17 protein-coding genes are annotated in these 18,222 nt (G+C 65.3%); 10 read left to right on the top strand and 7 right to left on the bottom strand.

Going from position 1 to position 18,222, the window contains the following annotated elements; translation table 11 throughout:
* Nucleotides 1–35: 35 nt before the first annotated feature.
* On the top strand, nucleotides 36–1,046 hold the full coding sequence (gene moaA / locus C7455_RS14380; protein ID WP_109669366.1) for a GTP 3',8-cyclase MoaA: 1,011 nt from the start codon (nucleotides 36–38) through the stop codon (nucleotides 1,044–1,046).
* A 38-nt stretch (nucleotides 1,047–1,084) separates the two neighbouring features.
* Nucleotides 1,085–1,534, top strand: a complete 450-nt coding sequence (locus C7455_RS14375; protein ID WP_211315493.1) for a hypothetical protein — start codon at nucleotides 1,085–1,087, stop codon at nucleotides 1,532–1,534.
* Here the strand turns inward: C7455_RS14375 and C7455_RS14370 are convergent.
* The 6 genes from C7455_RS14370 to argE all read right to left on the bottom strand — a co-directional run bounded on the left by C7455_RS14370 (nucleotide 1,510) and on the right by argE (nucleotide 8,269).
* A complete protein-coding gene (locus C7455_RS14370) occupies nucleotides 1,510–2,049 on the bottom strand; it encodes a phosphatase domain-containing protein (RefSeq protein ID WP_170119090.1) in 540 nt (179 codons plus the stop codon). The genes C7455_RS14375 and C7455_RS14370 overlap by 25 nt on opposite strands.
* Nucleotides 2,050–2,235: 186 nt before the next feature.
* Nucleotides 2,236–3,489: an META domain-containing protein gene (locus C7455_RS14365; protein ID WP_170119089.1), complete on the bottom strand. Its 1,254-nt coding sequence runs from the start codon at nucleotides 3,487–3,489 to the stop codon at nucleotides 2,236–2,238.
* Between the two features lie 81 nt (nucleotides 3,490–3,570).
* Nucleotides 3,571–4,734, bottom strand: coding sequence for a M20 aminoacylase family protein (locus C7455_RS14360; RefSeq protein ID WP_109669359.1), 1,164 nt, complete (start codon nucleotides 4,732–4,734; stop codon nucleotides 3,571–3,573).
* 22 nt (nucleotides 4,735–4,756) lie between these two features.
* On the bottom strand, nucleotides 4,757–5,920 hold the full coding sequence (locus tag C7455_RS14355) for a M20 aminoacylase family protein (protein ID WP_109669358.1): 1,164 nt from the start codon (nucleotides 5,918–5,920) through the stop codon (nucleotides 4,757–4,759).
* A 10-nt stretch (nucleotides 5,921–5,930) separates the two neighbouring features.
* Nucleotides 5,931–7,103: a M20 aminoacylase family protein gene (locus C7455_RS14350; RefSeq protein ID WP_109669356.1), complete on the bottom strand. Its 1,173-nt coding sequence runs from the start codon at nucleotides 7,101–7,103 to the stop codon at nucleotides 5,931–5,933.
* A gap of 5 nt (nucleotides 7,104–7,108) precedes the next feature.
* Nucleotides 7,109–8,269 carry an acetylornithine deacetylase gene (gene argE / locus C7455_RS14345; protein WP_109669355.1) on the bottom strand — a complete coding sequence of 387 codons (1,161 nt, stop codon included), beginning with the start codon at nucleotides 8,267–8,269 and terminating at the stop codon, nucleotides 7,109–7,111.
* 224 nt (nucleotides 8,270–8,493) lie between these two features.
* Between argE and C7455_RS14340 the strand changes: the two genes are divergently transcribed.
* The 6 genes from C7455_RS14340 (at nucleotide 8,494) to C7455_RS14315 (ending at nucleotide 14,706) form a co-directional block, all read left to right on the top strand.
* A complete protein-coding gene (locus C7455_RS14340; RefSeq protein ID WP_109669353.1) occupies nucleotides 8,494–9,501 on the top strand; it encodes an ABC transporter ATP-binding protein in 1,008 nt (335 codons plus the stop codon).
* The gene (locus C7455_RS14335; RefSeq protein WP_109669351.1) at nucleotides 9,494–10,531 is read left to right on the top strand and encodes an ABC transporter ATP-binding protein; all 1,038 of its coding nucleotides are present in this window, start codon (nucleotides 9,494–9,496) and stop codon (nucleotides 10,529–10,531) included. The genes C7455_RS14340 and C7455_RS14335 overlap by 8 nt, the downstream gene beginning before the upstream one ends.
* Before the next feature lie 27 nt (nucleotides 10,532–10,558).
* The gene (locus C7455_RS14330) at nucleotides 10,559–12,259 is read left to right on the top strand and encodes a peptide ABC transporter substrate-binding protein (RefSeq protein WP_109669350.1); all 1,701 of its coding nucleotides are present in this window, start codon (nucleotides 10,559–10,561) and stop codon (nucleotides 12,257–12,259) included.
* Nucleotides 12,260–12,344: 85 nt separating this feature from the next.
* Entirely contained in the window at nucleotides 12,345–13,355 is a 1,011-nt protein-coding gene (locus tag C7455_RS14325) for an ABC transporter permease (RefSeq protein WP_109669348.1), read from the top strand.
* 31 nt (nucleotides 13,356–13,386) lie between these two features.
* Nucleotides 13,387–14,286: an ABC transporter permease gene (locus C7455_RS14320; protein WP_245904356.1), complete on the top strand. Its 900-nt coding sequence runs from the start codon at nucleotides 13,387–13,389 to the stop codon at nucleotides 14,284–14,286.
* A 93-nt stretch (nucleotides 14,287–14,379) separates the two neighbouring features.
* On the top strand, nucleotides 14,380–14,706 hold the full coding sequence (locus C7455_RS14315; protein ID WP_109669344.1) for a DMT family transporter: 327 nt from the start codon (nucleotides 14,380–14,382) through the stop codon (nucleotides 14,704–14,706).
* Between the two features lie 3 nt (nucleotides 14,707–14,709).
* On the opposite strand, the gene C7455_RS14310 is transcribed toward C7455_RS14315, so the two are convergent.
* Nucleotides 14,710–15,330: a TetR/AcrR family transcriptional regulator gene (locus C7455_RS14310; RefSeq protein WP_170119088.1), complete on the bottom strand. Its 621-nt coding sequence runs from the start codon at nucleotides 15,328–15,330 to the stop codon at nucleotides 14,710–14,712.
* 96 nt (nucleotides 15,331–15,426) lie between these two features.
* On the opposite strand from C7455_RS14310, the gene C7455_RS14305 reads away from it, so the two are divergent.
* Nucleotides 15,427–15,891 (top strand): (2Fe-2S)-binding protein, encoded by a 465-nt coding sequence (locus C7455_RS14305; RefSeq protein ID WP_109669537.1) that lies wholly within the window; start codon nucleotides 15,427–15,429, stop codon nucleotides 15,889–15,891.
* Between the two features lie 3 nt (nucleotides 15,892–15,894).
* A complete protein-coding gene (locus C7455_RS14300; protein ID WP_109669341.1) occupies nucleotides 15,895–18,141 on the top strand; it encodes a xanthine dehydrogenase family protein molybdopterin-binding subunit in 2,247 nt (748 codons plus the stop codon).
* Nucleotides 18,142–18,222: the final 81 nt, after the last annotated feature.

Here is an 18,222-nt window from a genome sequence, read left to right as displayed (position 1 = left end):
TTGCCTGAGCGGCGCGTCGCCCCTAGTGTCGCGTCATGGACACGACCGCACCCCTTGTCGACCCTTTCCAGCGCGCGATCAGCTACCTGCGCGTCTCGGTCACCGACCGCTGCGATTTCCGCTGCGTCTACTGCATGTCCGAAAACATGACCTTCTTGCCCAAGAAGGAACTGCTAACCCTCGAGGAACTGGACAGGATGTGTTCAGCTTTTGTCCGCTTGGGCGTGTCGAAGCTGCGCATCACCGGGGGCGAACCGCTGGTCCGACGGGACATCATGACCTTCTTCCGCGCCATGACGCGACATCTGGACAGTGGCGCGCTGAAGGAGCTGACGCTGACCACCAACGGCAGTCAGCTGGCGAAATTCGCGCGCGATCTGTTCGATGCAGGCGTGCGACGGGTCAATGTCTCGCTCGACACGCTCGATGCTGACAAATTCGCGGCGATCACCCGCTGGGGGCGGCTGGCGCAGGTGCTTGACGGGATCGATGCCGCGCAGGCGGCGGGTTTGCGGGTCAAGATCAATGCAGTGGCGCTCAAGGGCTTCAACGAGGTCGAGTTGTTCGACCTTCAGGCGTGGTGCGCGTCCCGCGACATGGAGCTGACCTTTATCGAGGTCATGCCGATGGGCGATCTGGGCAACGAGGACCGGCTGGACCAGTACTGGTCGCTCAAGGACCTGCGCGCGCGGCTGGCCGAACGCTTCACGCTCACCGATCTGACCGAGCGCAGCGGCGGGCCAGCGCGCTACATCCGGCTGGAGGAAACGGGGCAAAAGATCGGGCTGATCACCCCGCTGACGCATAACTTCTGCGAATCGTGCAACCGGGTGCGGCTGACCTGCACGGGCGAGCTCTACATGTGCCTCGGGCAGGAGGATATGGCCGACCTGCGCACGCCGCTGCGCGCCTCGGGCGATGACACGGTGCTGGATCAGGCGATCCGCCACGCCATCGCGCGCAAGCCCAAGGGCCATGATTTCGACTATTCCCGACAGGCGGTGGACGGGCAGATGACCCGCCACATGAGCCATACGGGCGGCTGACGCGGTTGGGGAACGGGCGGGCACGCTTCGGCTCGGCGGTGAACTTGACGGTGGCCGGGGCCACGTCGCTTTTCGTCGCCTTCGCCGCCCATGAGATTAGTGTTTTCGGGATCCATGGATATGGCATCATCGGACTGGCGAATTGCCCCCCGTCGCTGTGCCCACAGATGGCGGCTGTCCTGACCGGGCTTGCGGCCAAATCCATCGGGGCGGGGCTGGCGCTCGGGCTGCTGGGCGCGCTGCTGCCGATGGGTCCGGCCCGGCTGCGGGCTGCTGCGACGCTCTGGGCCGTGCAATACCTTTGGGGTCTTGTCGGGATCGCCTCGGCGTATCGGTCGAATTTCGGGACGACATGGCGCTGGTGGGAACCCATGGTTGAACTGCTGTGGCGCCCCGTCCTGACCCCTGCCCTTCTGATCGTGGGGCTTGGGATGTTTCTCGGGGTCGACCGGTTGCTCGCGCGTCAGCCGAGGCGCACAGGGTCGTAGGCGCCGCGCACCCAGTCCTCGAAGCTGCGCCCGGCCCCGTCTTTGCCATAGGCTTCGAGGAAGCGGTCAAGCACCCCAGCCCGTGACCAGCTCTGGTGAAGGTACCGCAGGCTCAGCATGCGCTTTGCCGAGGCAAGATCCTGCCCTCCGGCCGTCAACAGATAGACTGCAGAGGCAAGGCCGGCGCGGTCAGCACCCGATTTGCAATGCATCAAAAACGGGTGCTGCGCCGCGCGGAAATAGGCGATCAAGGCCAGCAGGCTGTCGCGATCGGGTGCACGGCGGGCCGACAAGGGAATGACGTTCAATCCAAGGCCCAGCCTGTCGCAATGCGCCTTCATGCACGCATAAGGCGCGGCCGTCGCTGCCCGCAGGCACAGCACAGAGACAAGCCCCTTGCGCTGAAGCTGTTCGAGCCGGGCAAAGGTGGGCTGGTTCGAGCGAAACACACCCGGCGCGATCTCGGCCTGATTGGTCCAGACATGGCGCAAGATCTCGTGGTCGAACCAACGCATGTAGATGCGAGCCAGCCGTGCTGAGGACGGGCAGACCGGCACCACATCGAAACCCGTCCTCCATCTGCGAATGGAAAACTGCGGTCTCGGGCTGACGCTCAGGTGTTTCATGGCGACCGGATAAGCGCGACAGAAGACCGGCGCGCGACAGAAAGGTCATGATTTCACGACAGTCCCGATCGAGGCTCAGCCATCGATGTCGGCGCGCGCCGTGATCGCAGTTGGGCCGTCTCCAAGCAAGACCAGCCTGCCGGTCGCGTCGATGTCGAAACCGGTCACCTGTTCCAAGGCCGCGAAAAACCCGCGTTCCTGCGTCATCAGCGCCTCGGTGCAGGCCATCATCGTCGATCCCGCCTGCCCGATCGACAGCCCCTCGCCGGTCAGTTCGTAACTTGCGAACCAGCGGTTGCAGCCGCCCGAGCCTGCGACCCTGCCGTGCGTGCCGAAGCTCAGCGTCACCTCGGAGGTATCGATCACCCCGCTTCCCGCGATATCCTCGACCACCCAGTTGCGGCCGGTCAGAAGCGACAGCGGCGCGCCGCCACAGCCGAAGATCGTCTGGTCGCCCATGCTCAGCTCCACGGTTTCGGGATGGGGCAGACCCGTCATGGTGTCGCGGCACATCGCCGGCCGCCGAAGCATGACCGCGCGCAGCGGCATATCGGCATGGTCGGCGAGGACAAGGATCTCGCCCGCCTCGGTCATCAGCGGATCTTGCAAGGCAAGGACAAGATCCTCCATGCCAAGGCGGGTCAACGTCAACATGCCAGCCTCGACCGTCACCGACCAGAAGGGCTCGTTTCCGCCCGCGTGCCACGACATGTCCTCCAGCGGCAAGGCAAGCCGGCATTCGGGCCGTTCGGCCCCCGCGACGGACACCAGCGCGGTCTCGCCTTGTGACCAGAAAAAGGTGGTGGGGTCCACCGCCGCCTCGTAGCGCGCGCCGGAGGCGGCGGGCACGGGTGCAAGAAGGTGACGCTGGTCGCCCACATCCATCACCGCCTCTGCCGTTTCGGTGAAGCCGACCCGGACCGGCATGTCCCCGCACCGATAGGTTGCGACAAAGCCCATCGGCTGATGGCGGGCCAGAACGATCTCGCCCAGATCAAGGTCATCGCCCAGATCAATGGCGACGGGCGCTGCCAGCCAGACGACCCTGCCGCCTGTGGCGATCCCGGCGCGCAAGGTGCCCTCGGAACCCTCGGGGATCTCGATGGTGAAGGGAACAGGCACCTGCCGCCCCTCGGTCACGATGCGCGCCTCGGCCTCGATCCTCAGGTCATGGTCGGTCACCTCGACAAGCAGCACCGCCTCGGGGGGGAGGGCCATCCGATCAAGATAGGTCACGCTGCCCGACAGGGTCTGGCAACCCTGCGCCTGCGCGCCAAGTCCGCCCGCAAGGGTGACGAGAACGGCGACAAGGCTGACCGGCAGGCGCATGGTATTCCCCGCTGTGCTGCATTCGGGCGTCAGCATAGCGGGGATGGACGGATGTGCCTAGCCAATGGGGCGCGCCATGGGTCAGGCGGCAGGCAACCGCCGCTCGACAATCTCGGCCCACCACGAACAGCCCGCCGGGATCGCCTCGTCGTTGAAGTTGTATTTCGGGTGGTGGACATTGGCCGTATCGCCGTTGCCCACAAGAATATAAGCGCCGGGCCGGGCGTTGGACATGAAGGCGAAATCCTCGCCGCCCATGACCAGCGGTGCCTCGGCGCAATCGCCCGCGACGGCGCGCGCGACATCGGCCGCGAATTCCGTCTGCGCGTCGGAATTCACCATCACCGGATAGCCGCGCCGATAGTCGACGCGCGCCGCACCACCCATCATCGCCGCAGCCCCTTCGGCGATTTCCTTGAGCCGCTGCTCGGCCATGTCCTGAATAGCGGGGTCGAGCGTGCGCACCGTGCCCTTGAGATGCACGGTTTCAGGGATGACGTTGTAGGCCTTGGACGCAGTCTCGAAGGACGTCACCGAGACCACCACCTGTTTCACCGGGTCAGCGTTGCGGCTGGCGATGGTCTGCAGCGCCAGCACGATCTGGGACGCGACCACCGTGGTGTCGATCGTCTCCTGCGGCTTGGCGGCATGGCCACCCTTGCCGGTGACGTAGATGTCGAACTGGTCAGCGGCAGCAAAGAACGGGCCCGAGCGGATGGCGAACTTGCCTGTCGGCACACCGGGCCAGTTGTGCATCCCGTAGACCTCTTCGATCTTCCAGCGCTCCATCATGCCGTCATCGACCATTTCCTTGCCACCGCCGCCGCCCTCTTCGGCAGGCTGGAAGATGACCGCGACGGTGCCGTCGAAATTCCGCGTCTCCGACAGGTATTTGGCGGCGCCAAGCAGCATCGCCGTGTGCCCGTCATGCCCGCAGGCATGCATCGCGCCGGGCGTTTTCGACGCATAGGGCAGCCCGGTATCCTCGAGGATCGGCAGCGCATCCATATCGGCGCGCAATCCGATGGTGCGGCCCGAGGTATTGGATTTGCCCTTGATGATCCCCACCACACCCGTGCGCCCGATGCCCGTCGCCACCTCGTCGCAGCCAAAGGCGCGCAGCTTGTCGGCGACCATCGCGCTGGTGCGATGCGTCTCGAACAGGATTTCGGGGTGTTCGTGCAGGTCGCGCCGCCACTCGGTAATCTCGGGCATCAGTTCGGCGAAACGGTTCTTGACGGGCATCTTGGCTCTCCTTCTTGGGGGTTCACGCGACGGGCAGGCGTCGCTCGACCAGTTCGGCGAAAAAGCTGCATCCAAAGGGGATGGCCTCGTCGTCGAACACATATTTCGGGTGGTGGCACATGGCACTGTCGCCATTGCCGAGAAAGACATAGGCGCCCGGCACCTTTTCCAGCATGTAGCTGAAATCCTCGGACGGCATGATCGGGTCGGCGTTGTCGATCACACCCCGCCCCACCGCGCGGGCGGCATCGGCGGCGCGCGCGGCGCCTTCGGGGTCGTTGACGGTGACGGGATAACCGGGGTGCCAGATCACCTGCGCGCTGGCGCCAAAGGCCGCCGCCGTATGGGTGGCGACATCGCGGATGCGACCCTCGGCGATGGCGCGGTATTCGGGGTCAAGCGTGCGCACCGTGCCCTCCATCCGCGCCTCGTCGGGGATGATGTTCGATGCACCCGAATCCGTTCCGAACGTGCCGACCGTCAGCACCACCCGTTTCAGCGGATCGACATTGCGCGACACGATGGAATGCAGCGCGATCAGGATATGGGCGGCAACCAGCGTGGTGTCGATGGCGCGGTGCGGTTCGGCGGCATGACCGCCCTTGCCCTGCACGATGATCTCGAATTCGTCCGAACTGGCCTGCAAGGGCCCGGGCCGTGTCGCAAAAACCCCCACGGGCACGCCCGGCGCATTGTGAATGCCGTAAATCTCATCGACCGGAAAGCGGTCGAACAAGCCATCGTCGATCATCGCCTTGGCCCCTGCGCCCCCTTCCTCGGCGGGCTGAAAGATCAAGACGACCGTGCCGTCGAAATTCCGCGTCTCCGACAGGTATTTCGCGGCCCCCAGCAGCATGGAGGTGTGCCCGTCATGCCCGCAGGCATGCATCTTGCCCGGCACCTTCGAGGCGTACTCCAACCCCGTCGCCTCCTCGATCGGCAGCGCATCCATGTCGGCGCGGAGCCCGATGGCGCGACCCGAGGCGCCCCGCCCCCGGATGATGCCGACGACGCCGGTCCGCCCCACGCCCGTCACCACCTCGTCCACGCCAAACTCGCGCAGGCGGTCGGCGACGAAGGCCGCCGTCTCATGCACCTCGTAAAGCAGTTCGGGCATCTGGTGCAGGTGGTGCCGCCAGCCGGTGATTTCCGGCAGCATCTCGGCGAAGCGGTTCTTGATCGGCATTGGGGTCCCTTCAGGCGGCAGGCATCCGGCGTTCGATCAGCTCGGCAAAAAAGGAACAGCCATAGGGGATCGCCGCGTCGTTGAAGTCATATTCGGGGTGATGCACCTTTTTCGTGTCGCCGTTCCCGATGTTGACGAAGGCGCCGGGGCGGGCTTGCAGCATGTAGCTGAAATCCTCGGCCCCCATGCGCGGCGGGCGGCCGTAGCGCACCTTGCCCTGCCCGGCCACGGCCTCGGCCACATCTGCGGCGAGACGGGCGTTATCCTCGTGGTTCACCGTCACCGGATAGCCGCGCTCGTAGGTGATCTCGGCGGTGCAGCCATAGGCCGTGGCGGTCGCCTGCACGATCTCGATGATCCGCACCTCGGCCAGATCGCGCACCTTCTCGTCGAGTGTGCGCACCGTGCCCGCCAGCGTCACCGTGTCGTCGATCACATTGGTCGCGGCAGATTCCGTCTGCATCACGCAGATCGACACCACGACCGAGTGGATCGGGTCGACATTGCGGCTGGCCACCGTCTGCAGCGCCATGACCGTGGCGCAGGCCGCCGGCACCGGGTCGATCACGTTGTGGGGCTGGGCCGCATGGCCGCCACGCCCCCGGATCACCACGCGCAACTCATCCGCCGCCGCCATGATGGGTCCCGGCGCCACGCCGAACTCGCCCACCGGCAGGCCCGGCTCGTTGTGCATCCCGTAGACCTCGCGGATGCCCCAACGCTCCATCAAACCATCCTCGATCATCGCGGCGGCCCCTGCGCCCCCTTCCTCGGCGGGCTGGAAGATCAGCACCACCGTGCCGTCGAAATTCCGCGTCTCGGCGAGGTATTTGGCCGCCCCCAGCAGCATCGCCGTATGCCCGTCATGGCCGCAGGCATGCATCTTGTCCGCGACCTTGGAGGCATGGGGCAGCCCTGTCTTTTCGCTCATCGGCAGCGCGTCCATGTCGGCGCGCAAGCCCACGCAGGCCCCGCGCGAGTCCGTCTTGCCCCGGATCACGCCCACCACGCCCGAGCGCCCGATCCCCGGCACGACCTCGTCGCAGCCAAAGGCCCTCAGCTTTTCCGCCACCAGCGCCGAGGTGCGCGGCAGGTCATAGAGGATCTCCGGGTTCTCATGCAGGTCACGCCGCCATTCGGTGATCTCGGCATGCAGGTCGGCGAGGCGGTTCTTGACGGGCATAGGCGTTATCCTTCGTTCAACACGCCCAGCAGCCGCTCCATGAAGCCTTGGCCCTTGGTCAGTTGCTCGACGTACATGTATTCGTTGGGCTGGTGGGCCTGCGCGATGTTGCCCGGCCCGCAGACGATGGCGGAATAGCCCGCCGCCTGAAACTGGCCTGCCTCGGTGCCGTAGCTGACCACGCCCGTTCCGTTCTCGCCGGTCAGCCGTCGGATCAGCGCCTCGGCCTGACCATCCTCTTCGGCCTTCAGCCCCGGCACGTCCCAGCGTGGCAGGGCGGTGATCCCGGTCTCGGGCCGCACCGCCTTCATGCCGTCTTCGATCCGGCGCACCTCGGCCAGAATGCGCTCGGCCCATTCGGCGTTGGGCTCGGCCGGAACCGTGCGCGCCGACAGCACGAAGGTGCAATCCTTGGCGGTGATGTTATGCGCCGTGCCGCCTTGGATCATGCCGACATGCAGCGTGGTATAGGGCGGGTCGTAATCGTTGGACGGATCGGCCTTGGCGGCATTCTCAGCGTTCACGCGGTTGGCCCAATCGATCAGGCGCGCGCCCTCCATGATGGCGGAGACGCCCTTGTAGGCGATCGAGGAATGCACCTCGAAACCGTGGAAATGCAGATCGAACCCCACGCCGCCCTTGTGGCCGTTCACGATGCCCCATTCGGTCGGCTCGCCGATGATGGCCAGCGCCGCGCGCGGCATGTGGGCCTGCATCGCCTGGATCATCGGCGGCGCACCGGTGCAGCCGATTTCCTCGTCACGGCTCAGGCACAGTTGCAGCGGGCGCTTGACGCCGCGTTTGTGAGCCTCGACCAAAGCCCAGATCGCCAGCGCGTCAAAGCCCTTCATGTCGCAGGTGCCGCGCCCGAACAGCTTTCCGTCCTTTTCGACGACGGTGAACGGGTCCGTGACCCAGGCCTGCCCGTCGACCGGCACGACATCGGTGTGGCCCGACAAGATCACGCCGCCCGCCACCTCGGGGCCAGCATGGGCGTAAAGGCTCGCCTTGGTGCCGGTCTCGTCATAATCGCGGTGGCAGGCGATGCCATGGGTTGCAAGGTAGTCCTCGACCCAATCGACCAGCGCCAGATTGCTGTCGCGGCTGACGGTGGGAAAGGACACGAGCCTGTCGAGCAGAGCCCGCGGGCTCAAGACATCGGTCATGATATGCTCCGGATGGTTGCGACCTGACCCTGTGCCAGCACCGCCGGGTCGTCAAGCCCGGGCGCGCAAAGGTGCCCAACACTTGGGCGTTTGCCGAAACCCCGCGCAGGGCGGGGTCGATTGCCGCTTGTGGGGCCCGATTTTCATGGTAGCGTCACACTGATTTTCAGCCGCCCAAGTCTCGACAAGAGGCGGCGCACCAACAGGTTGGGGAGCATCTGCCGATGCCCGATGGGGCCACGCCCTTTGTCCTTGATGTCAAGGACCTGAAGACCGTTTTCCGCACCCGCGGCGGCGAGGTTCATGCCGTAAACGACGTGAGTTTCACGCTGAAGCCCGGCGAGTTGCTGGGTGTGGTGGGGGAATCCGGCTCGGGCAAGTCGGTGACGATGATGTCTCTGATCCGCTTGCTGCCGATGCCGCCCGCCGAAATCCGCGGCGGCAGCGTGATGTTCGAGGGTCAGGATCTTGCAAAGGTTCCCGAGGACACGATGCGCGCCATCCGCGGCGCCCGCATCGGCATGGTGTTCCAGGACCCGATGACCTCGCTCAACCCGGTCTTCACCGTCGGCTACCAGATCATGGAGCCGCTGCGCACCCACATGGGCCTGAACAAGGCGCAGGCCGCAAACCGCGCGGTCGAACTGATGGAATTGGTGGGCATCAACGACGCCCGCCGACGTCTGGACGACTACCCGCACCAGTTCTCGGGCGGGATGCGCCAGCGCGTGATGATCGCCATAGCCCTTGCCTGCGACCCCAAGGTGCTGATCGCGGACGAGCCCACCACTGCGCTTGACGTGACGATTCAGGCGCAGATCCTCGAGCTGATCAAGGACCTGCGGCAGAAACTCGGCATGGCCATCGTCTGGATCACCCATGACCTTGGCGTGATCGCGGGCATCGCCGACCGGGTGATGGTGATGTATGGCGGGCAGGTGGTGGAACAGGCCCCGGTGCGCGAATTGTTCGCTAACCCCCAGCATCCTTATACAAGAATGCTGCTCGAAACCGTGCCCCGCATCACCGGCGAGCGCAGCGAAAAGCTGCGCGTGATCGAGGGCCAGCCGCCGATGCTGTCGAAAGCGCCCGAAAGCTGCCCCTTCCGCGCCCGCTGTCCGCAGGCCTTCGACCGCTGCGCGTCGCAGAACCCCGCCCGCTTCGATGTCGGCCCGTCGCACGACGCGGCCTGTTTCTGGGACTTCAAGACAGGGGCGCCGCGCCATGTTTGACATTCGCGGTGCCAAGAAGCTGGTCGAGGTCAAGAACCTCAAGATGCATTTCCCGATCCGTTCGGGCCTCTTGCGCCGCGTCACCGGCGCGGTGAAAGCCGTCGATGACGTCAGCTTCGACATCTACGAGGGTGAGACGCTGGGCCTCGTGGGTGAAAGCGGTTGCGGCAAATCCACCTGCGGGCGCGCCGTCTTGCGGCTGTATGAGCCCACAAGTGGGTCGATCAAGCTCGACGGCGAGGAAATCGCCCATGCCCCGTTCGACAAGCTGCGTCGTCTGCGTCCAAAGATGCAGATGGTGTTCCAGGACCCGCAGGCCAGCCTCAACCCGCGCATGACGGTCGCGGGCATCATCGGCGAGCCCTTGATGGAACACAGCAAGATGTCCGCCAAGGAACGCACCGAACGCATCTACGAACTGATGGATGCCGTCGGCCTGAACCGCGATTTCGCCAATCGCTACCCGCATGAGTTTTCCGGCGGCCAGCGGCAGCGCATCGGGATCGCCCGGGCGCTGGCGCTCAACCCAAAGTTCATCGTCTGCGACGAACCCATCGCAGCGCTCGACGTGTCGATTCAGGCGCAAGTGGTGAACCTGCTTGAGGACCTGCAGGACCGGCTGGGGCTTACCTACCTCTTCATCTCCCACGATCTTTCCATGGTCCGCCACATCGCGGACCGCGTGGTGGTGATGTATCTGGGCAAGGTGGCCGAGATCGGGCCGCGCGACGGGCTGTATGAGGACCCGCTGCACCCCTATACCAAGGCCCTGTTGTCGGCCGTTCCCGAACCCGATCCCGTCAGCCATGACAATGCCAACCGCACGATCTTGCAAGGCGACGTCCCCAGCCCCGCGAACCCGCCCAAGGGTTGCAACTTCTCGACCCGCTGCCCGGTGGCGATGGACATCTGCCGCCGCCTCGACCCCGAAGTGGCCGAGGTCAAGCCGGGCCGCTTCGTCGCCTGCCATCTGTATTCCGAGACAACAAGCCAGACCGCGGCCAACGCGGCACAAACCGTTGGGGCCTGAGCATCCAACAAGGAGAGAGAGACAGACATGACACGGACTTCCCTTCTGCTCGGCGCGACCGCGCTGGTGCTTGCCCCCGCGGCGGCACTGGCCGAACGCGGCTCGTCGGGCCATCTCAACATCATCTACTGGCAAGCGCCTTCGACGCTGAACCCGTACCTTTCGGGCGGCACCAAGGAAGTCGAATCCGCCTCGCTCATCCTCGAATCGATGGCGCGTTTCGATGACTCTGGCACCATGGTGCCGTGGCTGGCTGAATCGATCCCCACGGTCGAGAACGGCGGCGTGTCCGAGGACCTGACCTCGATCACCTGGACCATCGCTGAAGGTGTCACCTGGTCGGATGGCAGCGCGCTGACGCCTGCCGACTTCATCTTCACCTGGGAATACTGCACCCATCCCGAAGGCGGCTGCGCGCAGGCCAGTTTCTTCGACGGCGTGAGCTCGGTCGAGGCCGTGGATGATCGCACCGTGCGGGTGAACTTCGCAAACTCCACGCCCTTCCCCTACACCGCCTTCGTCGGCTCGGAATCTCCGGTGCTGCAGGCCGCGCAATTCGCCGAATGCCTCGGTGCGCGCGCGCCCGAATGCACCAGTGCGAATTTCGGCCCGATCGGTACCGGCCCCTTCGTGGTCGATGAATTCCGGCCCAACGACGTGATCGAACTCTCGGCCAACCCCAACTTCCGCTTCCCCGACCGGCCGTATTTCGCGACCGTGACCTTCAAGGGCGGCGGCGATGCAACGGCGGCGGCGCGCTCCGTCTGCGAGACCGGCGAATTCGACTACGCCTGGAACCTGCAGATCGACCCGACGATCCTTGCGGGCATGGAAGCGCAGGGCAACTGCGAGGTCGTCGTGGCCTTCGGCACCTCGGTCGAGCGTCTGCACCTGAACCAGACCAACCCCGATCCGGCACTGGGCGACGTGCGTTCGACCGTCGCGGGCGGTCCGCACCCGTTCCTGACCGATCCGATCGTGGGACAGGCCTTGTCCATGTCGATCGACCGCCAACTGCTGGTGGATATCGGCTATGGTGCCGGTGGTCAGGCCACTTGCAACGTGCTGCCCGCGCCCGAGCTTTATGCCTCCACCGCCAATGACGGCTGCCTTGTCCAAGACATCCCCGGCGCCATCGCGCTGCTGGACGGGGCGGGCATCGTCGACAGTGATGGCGACGGCATCCGGGAATACAACGGCATCCCGATGCGCGTGCTGTTCCAGACCTCGACCAACGCCGTCCGTCAGGACGCACAGGCGCTGATCAAGCAGTGGTGGGCGGAAATCGGTGTGGACGCCGAACTGCGCAACATCGACGCTTCGGTCTTCTTCGGCGGCGATCCGGCATCCCCGGACACGTTCCAGAAGTTCTATGCCGACATCGAGATGTACACCAACAACTTCGCTGGTGTAGACCCGCAGGCCTACATGGCCAGCTGGCTCTGCGATGACATGCCCAGCCCCGATAGCCAGTGGCAGGGTTCCAACATCCAGCGCTTCTGCGATCCTGCCTATGACGCGCTGGTGGCCGAGATGGCCGGCACCGCAGATCTGGACGAGCGTGGCCGCCTCGCGCGCGAGATGAACGACATGCTCGTGCGCTACTCGATCATCCCGCTGGTGCACCGTGGCGGCGTCTCCGCGCATGCCACAACCCTCGAGGGCATCCGCATGTCCGACTGGGATTCGGAACTGTGGAACATCATGGACTGGCGCCGCGCTGAATAAGCCGTTGCCCTGAAAGACCGGCCCGCGCCGCCCCCGTGGCGCGGGCCATTTCACGGACCCAAACTTCTGACCCGAGGCGTTGGCAATGCTGACCTACACGATCCGCAGACTGATCCTTGCGATCCCGACGCTTCTGTTCATCAGTTTCATCATCTTCCTGATCGTCAAGCTGTCGCCATCCGACCCGACGGCGGGCCTTCCGCTGACCATCCCGCCCGAGGTCCGCGAACAGATCCGCCAGAGCCTCGGCGTGAACGATCCGATCCTGATCCAGTATTTCAAATGGCTCAAACTGATGATGTGGGACGAGCCCCTGCATCTGATCGAGGGCTGGACCGGCTGGAACGTTGCTCCCGAGGGGGGCGCGCGCATCATCTCCTACCAGACCCGCAGCCCGGTGATGGACCTCATCATTCAGCGCATGCCTCAGACGCTGTGGGTCGTCGGAACCTCCTATATCGTCGGCATCCTGATCGCGTTGCCGCTGGGCATCATCTCGGCCTACAAGCAGTACTCGATCTTCGACCAGGTCGGCACCTTCATTTCGATGGTCGGGTTTTCGGTGCCCACCTTCTTCACCGGCGTGCTTTTCATCGTGATCTTCGCCGTGAACCTCGGCTGGTTCCCGAGCGTCTACAACACCACGCATGTGGTGACCGATTGGGACAGTTTCGTGGTCCAGCTCAAGCAGATCATCATGCCCGTAATGGTGCTGGGTCTGTACAACGCAAGCCAGATCAGCCGCTACATGCGCGCCTCCATGCTCGACAACCTCAATCAGGACTATGTGCGGACCGCGCGCGCGAAGGGGCTTAACGAAAAGGTCGTGGTGCTGGTTCATGTGCTGCGAAACTCGATGATCCCGGTCGTCACCGTCATCGCGCTGAACATTCCCGCCGTCTTCGGCGGCGCCATCATCACCGAACAGGTGTTCAAGGTGAACGGCATCGGCCAGCTACTGATCATCGCGATCCAGGGTGGCGACGTTCCGGTGGTGCAGACGGTCAGCTTCATCTTCGCGGTGCTGATCGTGCTCTTCAACCTTCTTGCCGATGTGCTTTACGGCGTGCTCGACCCGAGGATCCGCTATGACTGACACCACCGACCAGAAGGCCTCAGCCCCGGTGATGGAGTTCCAAACCTACCGCGCCGCCCGCAACCAGTGGTGGGACGTGTGGGACCAGTTCAAGACGCACAAGGGGGCGCTCTTTGGATTGGGCTTCTTCATCTTCATGCTGCTCTTCGTCTTCGTCGGGCCGCTGATCTGGACGATGGACCCGCAGTTCATCGACATCCGCGCCCGCAATGCCGGCTCGAGCCTCGCGCATCCGCTGGGCACCGACCAGCTGGGCCGCGACACGCTTGCCCGCATGATGGCGGGTGGCCAGACATCCATTGCGGTGGGGCTGACGGCGATGTTGCTGGCGCTGTTTCTGGGCACGCTGATCGGTGTTCTGGCGGGCTATTTCCGCAAGATCGACGGCCTGTTGATGCGCACCACCGACCTCTTCCTCGCCCTGCCGCTGCTGCCCTTGCTGCTCGTCATCATCATGCTCTACCGCGACAACCTGCGTGCAGCCTTTGGCCCCGAGGGTGGCATCTTCGTGCTGATCGTCGTCGTGATCGGCGCAACCTCGTGGATGCAGACAGCCCGCGTGGTGCGCGGCGACGTGCTGGCAATCAAGGAGCGGGAGTTCGTTCTGGCCGCGAGATCCATCGGCACCCCGCCACACCGGATGATCACGCGCCACCTTTTGCCCAATGTGATGTCGCCGATCATGGTTTCGGCCACGCTGGGCATCGCCAATGCGATCATCACGGAATCCGCGCTGTCCTTCCTCGGTCTGGGCTTCCCGTCAGACTTCCCGACCTGGGGGCGGCTGTTGTTCGACGCGACCGACTGGCTGACGCAGAACCCCGAACGGGTGATCTGGCCAGGGCTGGCCATCTCGCTCACCGTGCTGTCGGTCAACTACATCGGCGATGGCCTGCGCGACGCGCTCGACCCGCGCATCCGGGGGCGATAGACGGCACCGGAACCGCGCGGTTTCCGGCCCTAAAGACTGCAGTTTTTCGTCCGGGAAAACTGCGGTTTCCCCCTCACCACAAAGGCGCGCCTCATGCCCTGGCTCTACCTCACCCTCGCCATCGTGGGCGAAGTCATCGGCACAACCGCGCTCAAGGCCTCTGACGGATTCACCCGCCTCGGTCCCAGCCTGCTTGTGGTTCTGGGCTACGCCATCGCCTTCTACCTGCTGGCGCAGGTCCTGCGCACCATACCATTGGGCATCACCTATGCGATCTGGTCGGGCGCAGGTGTCGCCGCCGTCACGATCATCGGCTGGCTGATCTACGGGCAGCGCCTCGACGGCCCCGCCATACTCGGGATCGGCCTGATCGTGGCAGGCGTGCTGGTGCTCAACCTGTGGTCCGGGGCGGCGCACTGAGCGTCACGGCGTCAAGGCGCGCCCGAACAATTCCGCCAACCGGTCGCGCGCAGCTACATGCCCCGCGGGCGGTAATCCCGCGTGCTTCAACCCGTCAAGCGCCGCCAGCATGGCCTGCGCAGTAGCTTCCGGGTCGGTGCCTGCCCCCACCTTCGAAATCCACCCCTCGGCTACCCCCTTGCGCAGCCATGCGCCATAGACCCGGGCAAGGCTTTGCGTTCCCTCGGCGATGATGTCACGGGCAACGGATTGCTTGAGCGACAGCAGTTCCTCGGCATGGGGCGAGGCCATCATCACGGCCGCCGCCTCGCCGGTCTGCACGGCGAAGGCGCGGCGCAAGGCCTCCGTCGCGCTGCCGCCCTCCTCCAACGCCTCAGCCACCAACCCGCTGGAGGCGGTGAAATAATGCGCCATCAAGGCCCGGAAGATGTCGGTCTTGTTGCGGTAGTGCAGGTAGAGCGCGGCGCGGCTGATGCCCGCCTGCTTTGCAATGTCCTGCATCGAGGCGCGACGCACGCCGAATTGCAAGAAGGTCTCGTAGGCGGCAACCAAAACGCCCCGCGAGCGTTCGGGGGCAAGTGTCAGAAGGCGCTCGGTCAGGGAGTGTGAAGGCTCGACAGTCATATAGGACGAAATGACAAAAATCATCAAAAATGTCAATTGACATCTCTGACAGAATCGTCTGAAAGTGTCAAAGTGACCAAAGCAGGAGCGCAGGCCATGCCCACCCCCCTCACCGTGAACGGAACTGTCCACAGCGTCGACCTGCCGGACGACGTGCCGCTGCTGTGGGTGCTGCGCGACGCACTGAACCTTACCGGTACGAAATACGGCTGCGGCGTCGCGGCCTGCGGGGCCTGCACCGTGCATATAGACGGTGAGGCGGTGCGGTCGTGCCAGGTCGCGCTGGCCGATGTCTGGGGGCCGGTCACGACGATCGAGGGGTTGGGCCAGCCCGAGACGCTGCACGCGGTGCAGATGGCATGGGTCGCGCATCAGGTTGCGCAATGCGGCTACTGCCAGTCTGGCCAGATCATGCAGGCCGCCGACCTGTTGAACCGGACACCTGCGCCGACCGATGCCGACATCGACGACGCCATGGCGGGCAACCTGTGCCGCTGCGGCACCTATCCCCGGATCCGAAGCGCGATCCACACCGCCGCAGCAACCTTGCGGGGGGCGTAAGCCATGGCCGACTGGGGCAAGATCGCGCGTCGCAGCTTCCTGATCGGCTCGGCCGCCATGGCAGGCGGCGTGGCCTTCGGCGTCTGGCAATACCGCCGCGAGCTGCCCAACCCGCTGCGACCGGGCGAGGGTGAGGTGACGCTGAATCCTTGGATCATCATCGACCAGCAAGGCGTCACGCTCGTAGCTGCCCGCGCCGAGATGGGGCAAGGCGTCTACACCACGCTGCCCGCGCTGGTCGCCGAGGAACTGGATGTCGCCTGGGACCAGATCCGGGTGATCCACGGCCCCGCCGCGCAGGCCTATTACAACGCCGGTCTGATGAGCCACGCGCTGCCGTCGACCGACTATGACCGGACCGCCTGGCAAGAGATGATGGTGGAGGCGATGTCCGTCATTCCCAAGATGATCGGGCTCCAGGTCACCGGCGGCTCCACCTCCACGCTCGATGCCTATGACCGGTTGCGCATGGCGGGTGCAACGGCGCGCGAGACCCTCAAGCAGGCCGCGAGCGTTCGCCTTGGCCTGACGACGTCCAGCCTGCTGACCCGCGATGGTCGCGTGATCGCGCCGGACGGCATCGAACTGAGCTATCAGGATCTGGCCGAGGAGGCCGCAGCCATCGACCCGCCCCGCCGCGTTGATCTGCGCCCCGCGTCGCAATGGAAATACCTTGGCCGGTCGATGCCGCGTCTCGACATGGTGGCGAAGGCCACGGGAACAGCGAGTTTTGCCACCGATATCCGCCTGCCCGGCATGCGTTTCGCGACAGTGCGGATGACCCCGCGTCTGGGCGGCGCGATGCTGTCCTATGACGCGGGCGCGGCCGAGGCGATGCCGGGCGTGGACCGGGTGATCGATCTGGGCACCGGCATCGCGGTGGTGGCCAACACCACATGGGCCGCGATGCAGGCCGCCGAAGCGGTGGAGATATCCTGGGGCCCCGCCCCCTACCCCGAGACATCCGACACGATGCTGGACATCATCCGAGCCGCGCTGGACGGGCCTGCGGACTCCAGCCTGCGCGACGACGGCGATGTGGACAACGCCGCCGACCCCACCGACCGGGTGATCGAGGCCGAGTATACTGTGCCTTGGCTCGCGCATGCCACAATGGAACCGATGAGCGCCGCGGCGCATCACATGGGCGACCGGCTCGAGGTCTGGGCAGGCAGTCAGGCGCCGGGTTTTGCCGAGCGGGCGGCGGCCGAGGCGGTGGGCCTCGATCCCGCGCAGGTCACCTGCCACGTCACCTTTATGGGCGGCGGGTTCGGGCGACGGGGCGAAACCGATTTCGTCGTGCTGGCCGCCCGCATCGCGCAGGCCATGCAGGGCACGCCCGTGCAGGTTACCTGGTCGCGCGAAGAGGACATGCGCCATGATTTCTACCGCCCCGCCGCCGTGGCCCGGATGCGCGGTGTGTTGCGCGCGGGCTTTGCGCAATCGCTTGACGGACGCGTGGCCGCCCCCTCTGTCACTCGCCAATCCATGCTGCGCATGACCGGCACCGCGCCCCCCGGCCCCGACAAGGGCCATGTGGAGGGCATGTTCAACCAACCCTATGCCATCCCCAACTACCGCGTGACCGGGCATCTGGCCGATCTTGATGTGCCCATCGGTTTCTGGCGGTCGGTCGGCAATTCCTTCAACGGCTTCTTCATGGAAAGCTTCATGGACGAGATGGCGCATGCGGCAGGCCGCGACCCGCTGGCGTTCCGTCTGGATCTGGCGGAACGGGAACACGCCCCTTCGGCGGGCGTGCTGCGCGCCGTGGCCGAGATGTCGGCCTGGGCCGCGCCCCGCCCCGAAGGGACGGGCAAGGGCGTGGCCATGACCCATTCCTTCCACACGCCGGTGGCCGTGGTGGTGGAGGTCGCGGACCGGGGCGGCGCCATTGCGCTCACCCGCGCGTGGATCGCCTGCGACGTGGGCACGGCGCTCGACCCCGCGATCATCGAGGCGCAGATGGTGGGCGGCCTTGTCTACGGCCTGTCGGCGGCGATGATGGAGGAGATCAGTTTTGCAGGTGGCGAGGTGCAGCAGGGCAACTACACCGACTACGACGCGCTCCGGATCAGCCAGATGCCGCAGGTCGAGGTGCGACTCCTCGAGACGTCCGGCCATATCGGCGGCGTGGGCGAGCCGTCGACGCCCCCGGCCGCGCCAGCGCTTGGCAATGCGATCTATGATCTGAGGGGCGAGCGCATCCGCGACCTGCCGTTCAATCGGCGTATGCGGTTCGTGGTCTGAGGGGGTGCGAATTTTCGTACGAAAATTCGGCTCGGGGGCCAGCCCCCGAACCCCCGGGATATTTGGAAAACAGAGAAGACG

This window comes from Roseicyclus mahoneyensis, from assembly GCF_003148775.1.
Classification (GTDB): domain Bacteria; phylum Pseudomonadota; class Alphaproteobacteria; order Rhodobacterales; family Rhodobacteraceae; genus Roseicyclus; species Roseicyclus mahoneyensis.
Note: the sequence above shows the minus strand (reverse complement) of the source record. Positions and strands in the feature narration are given on the sequence as shown.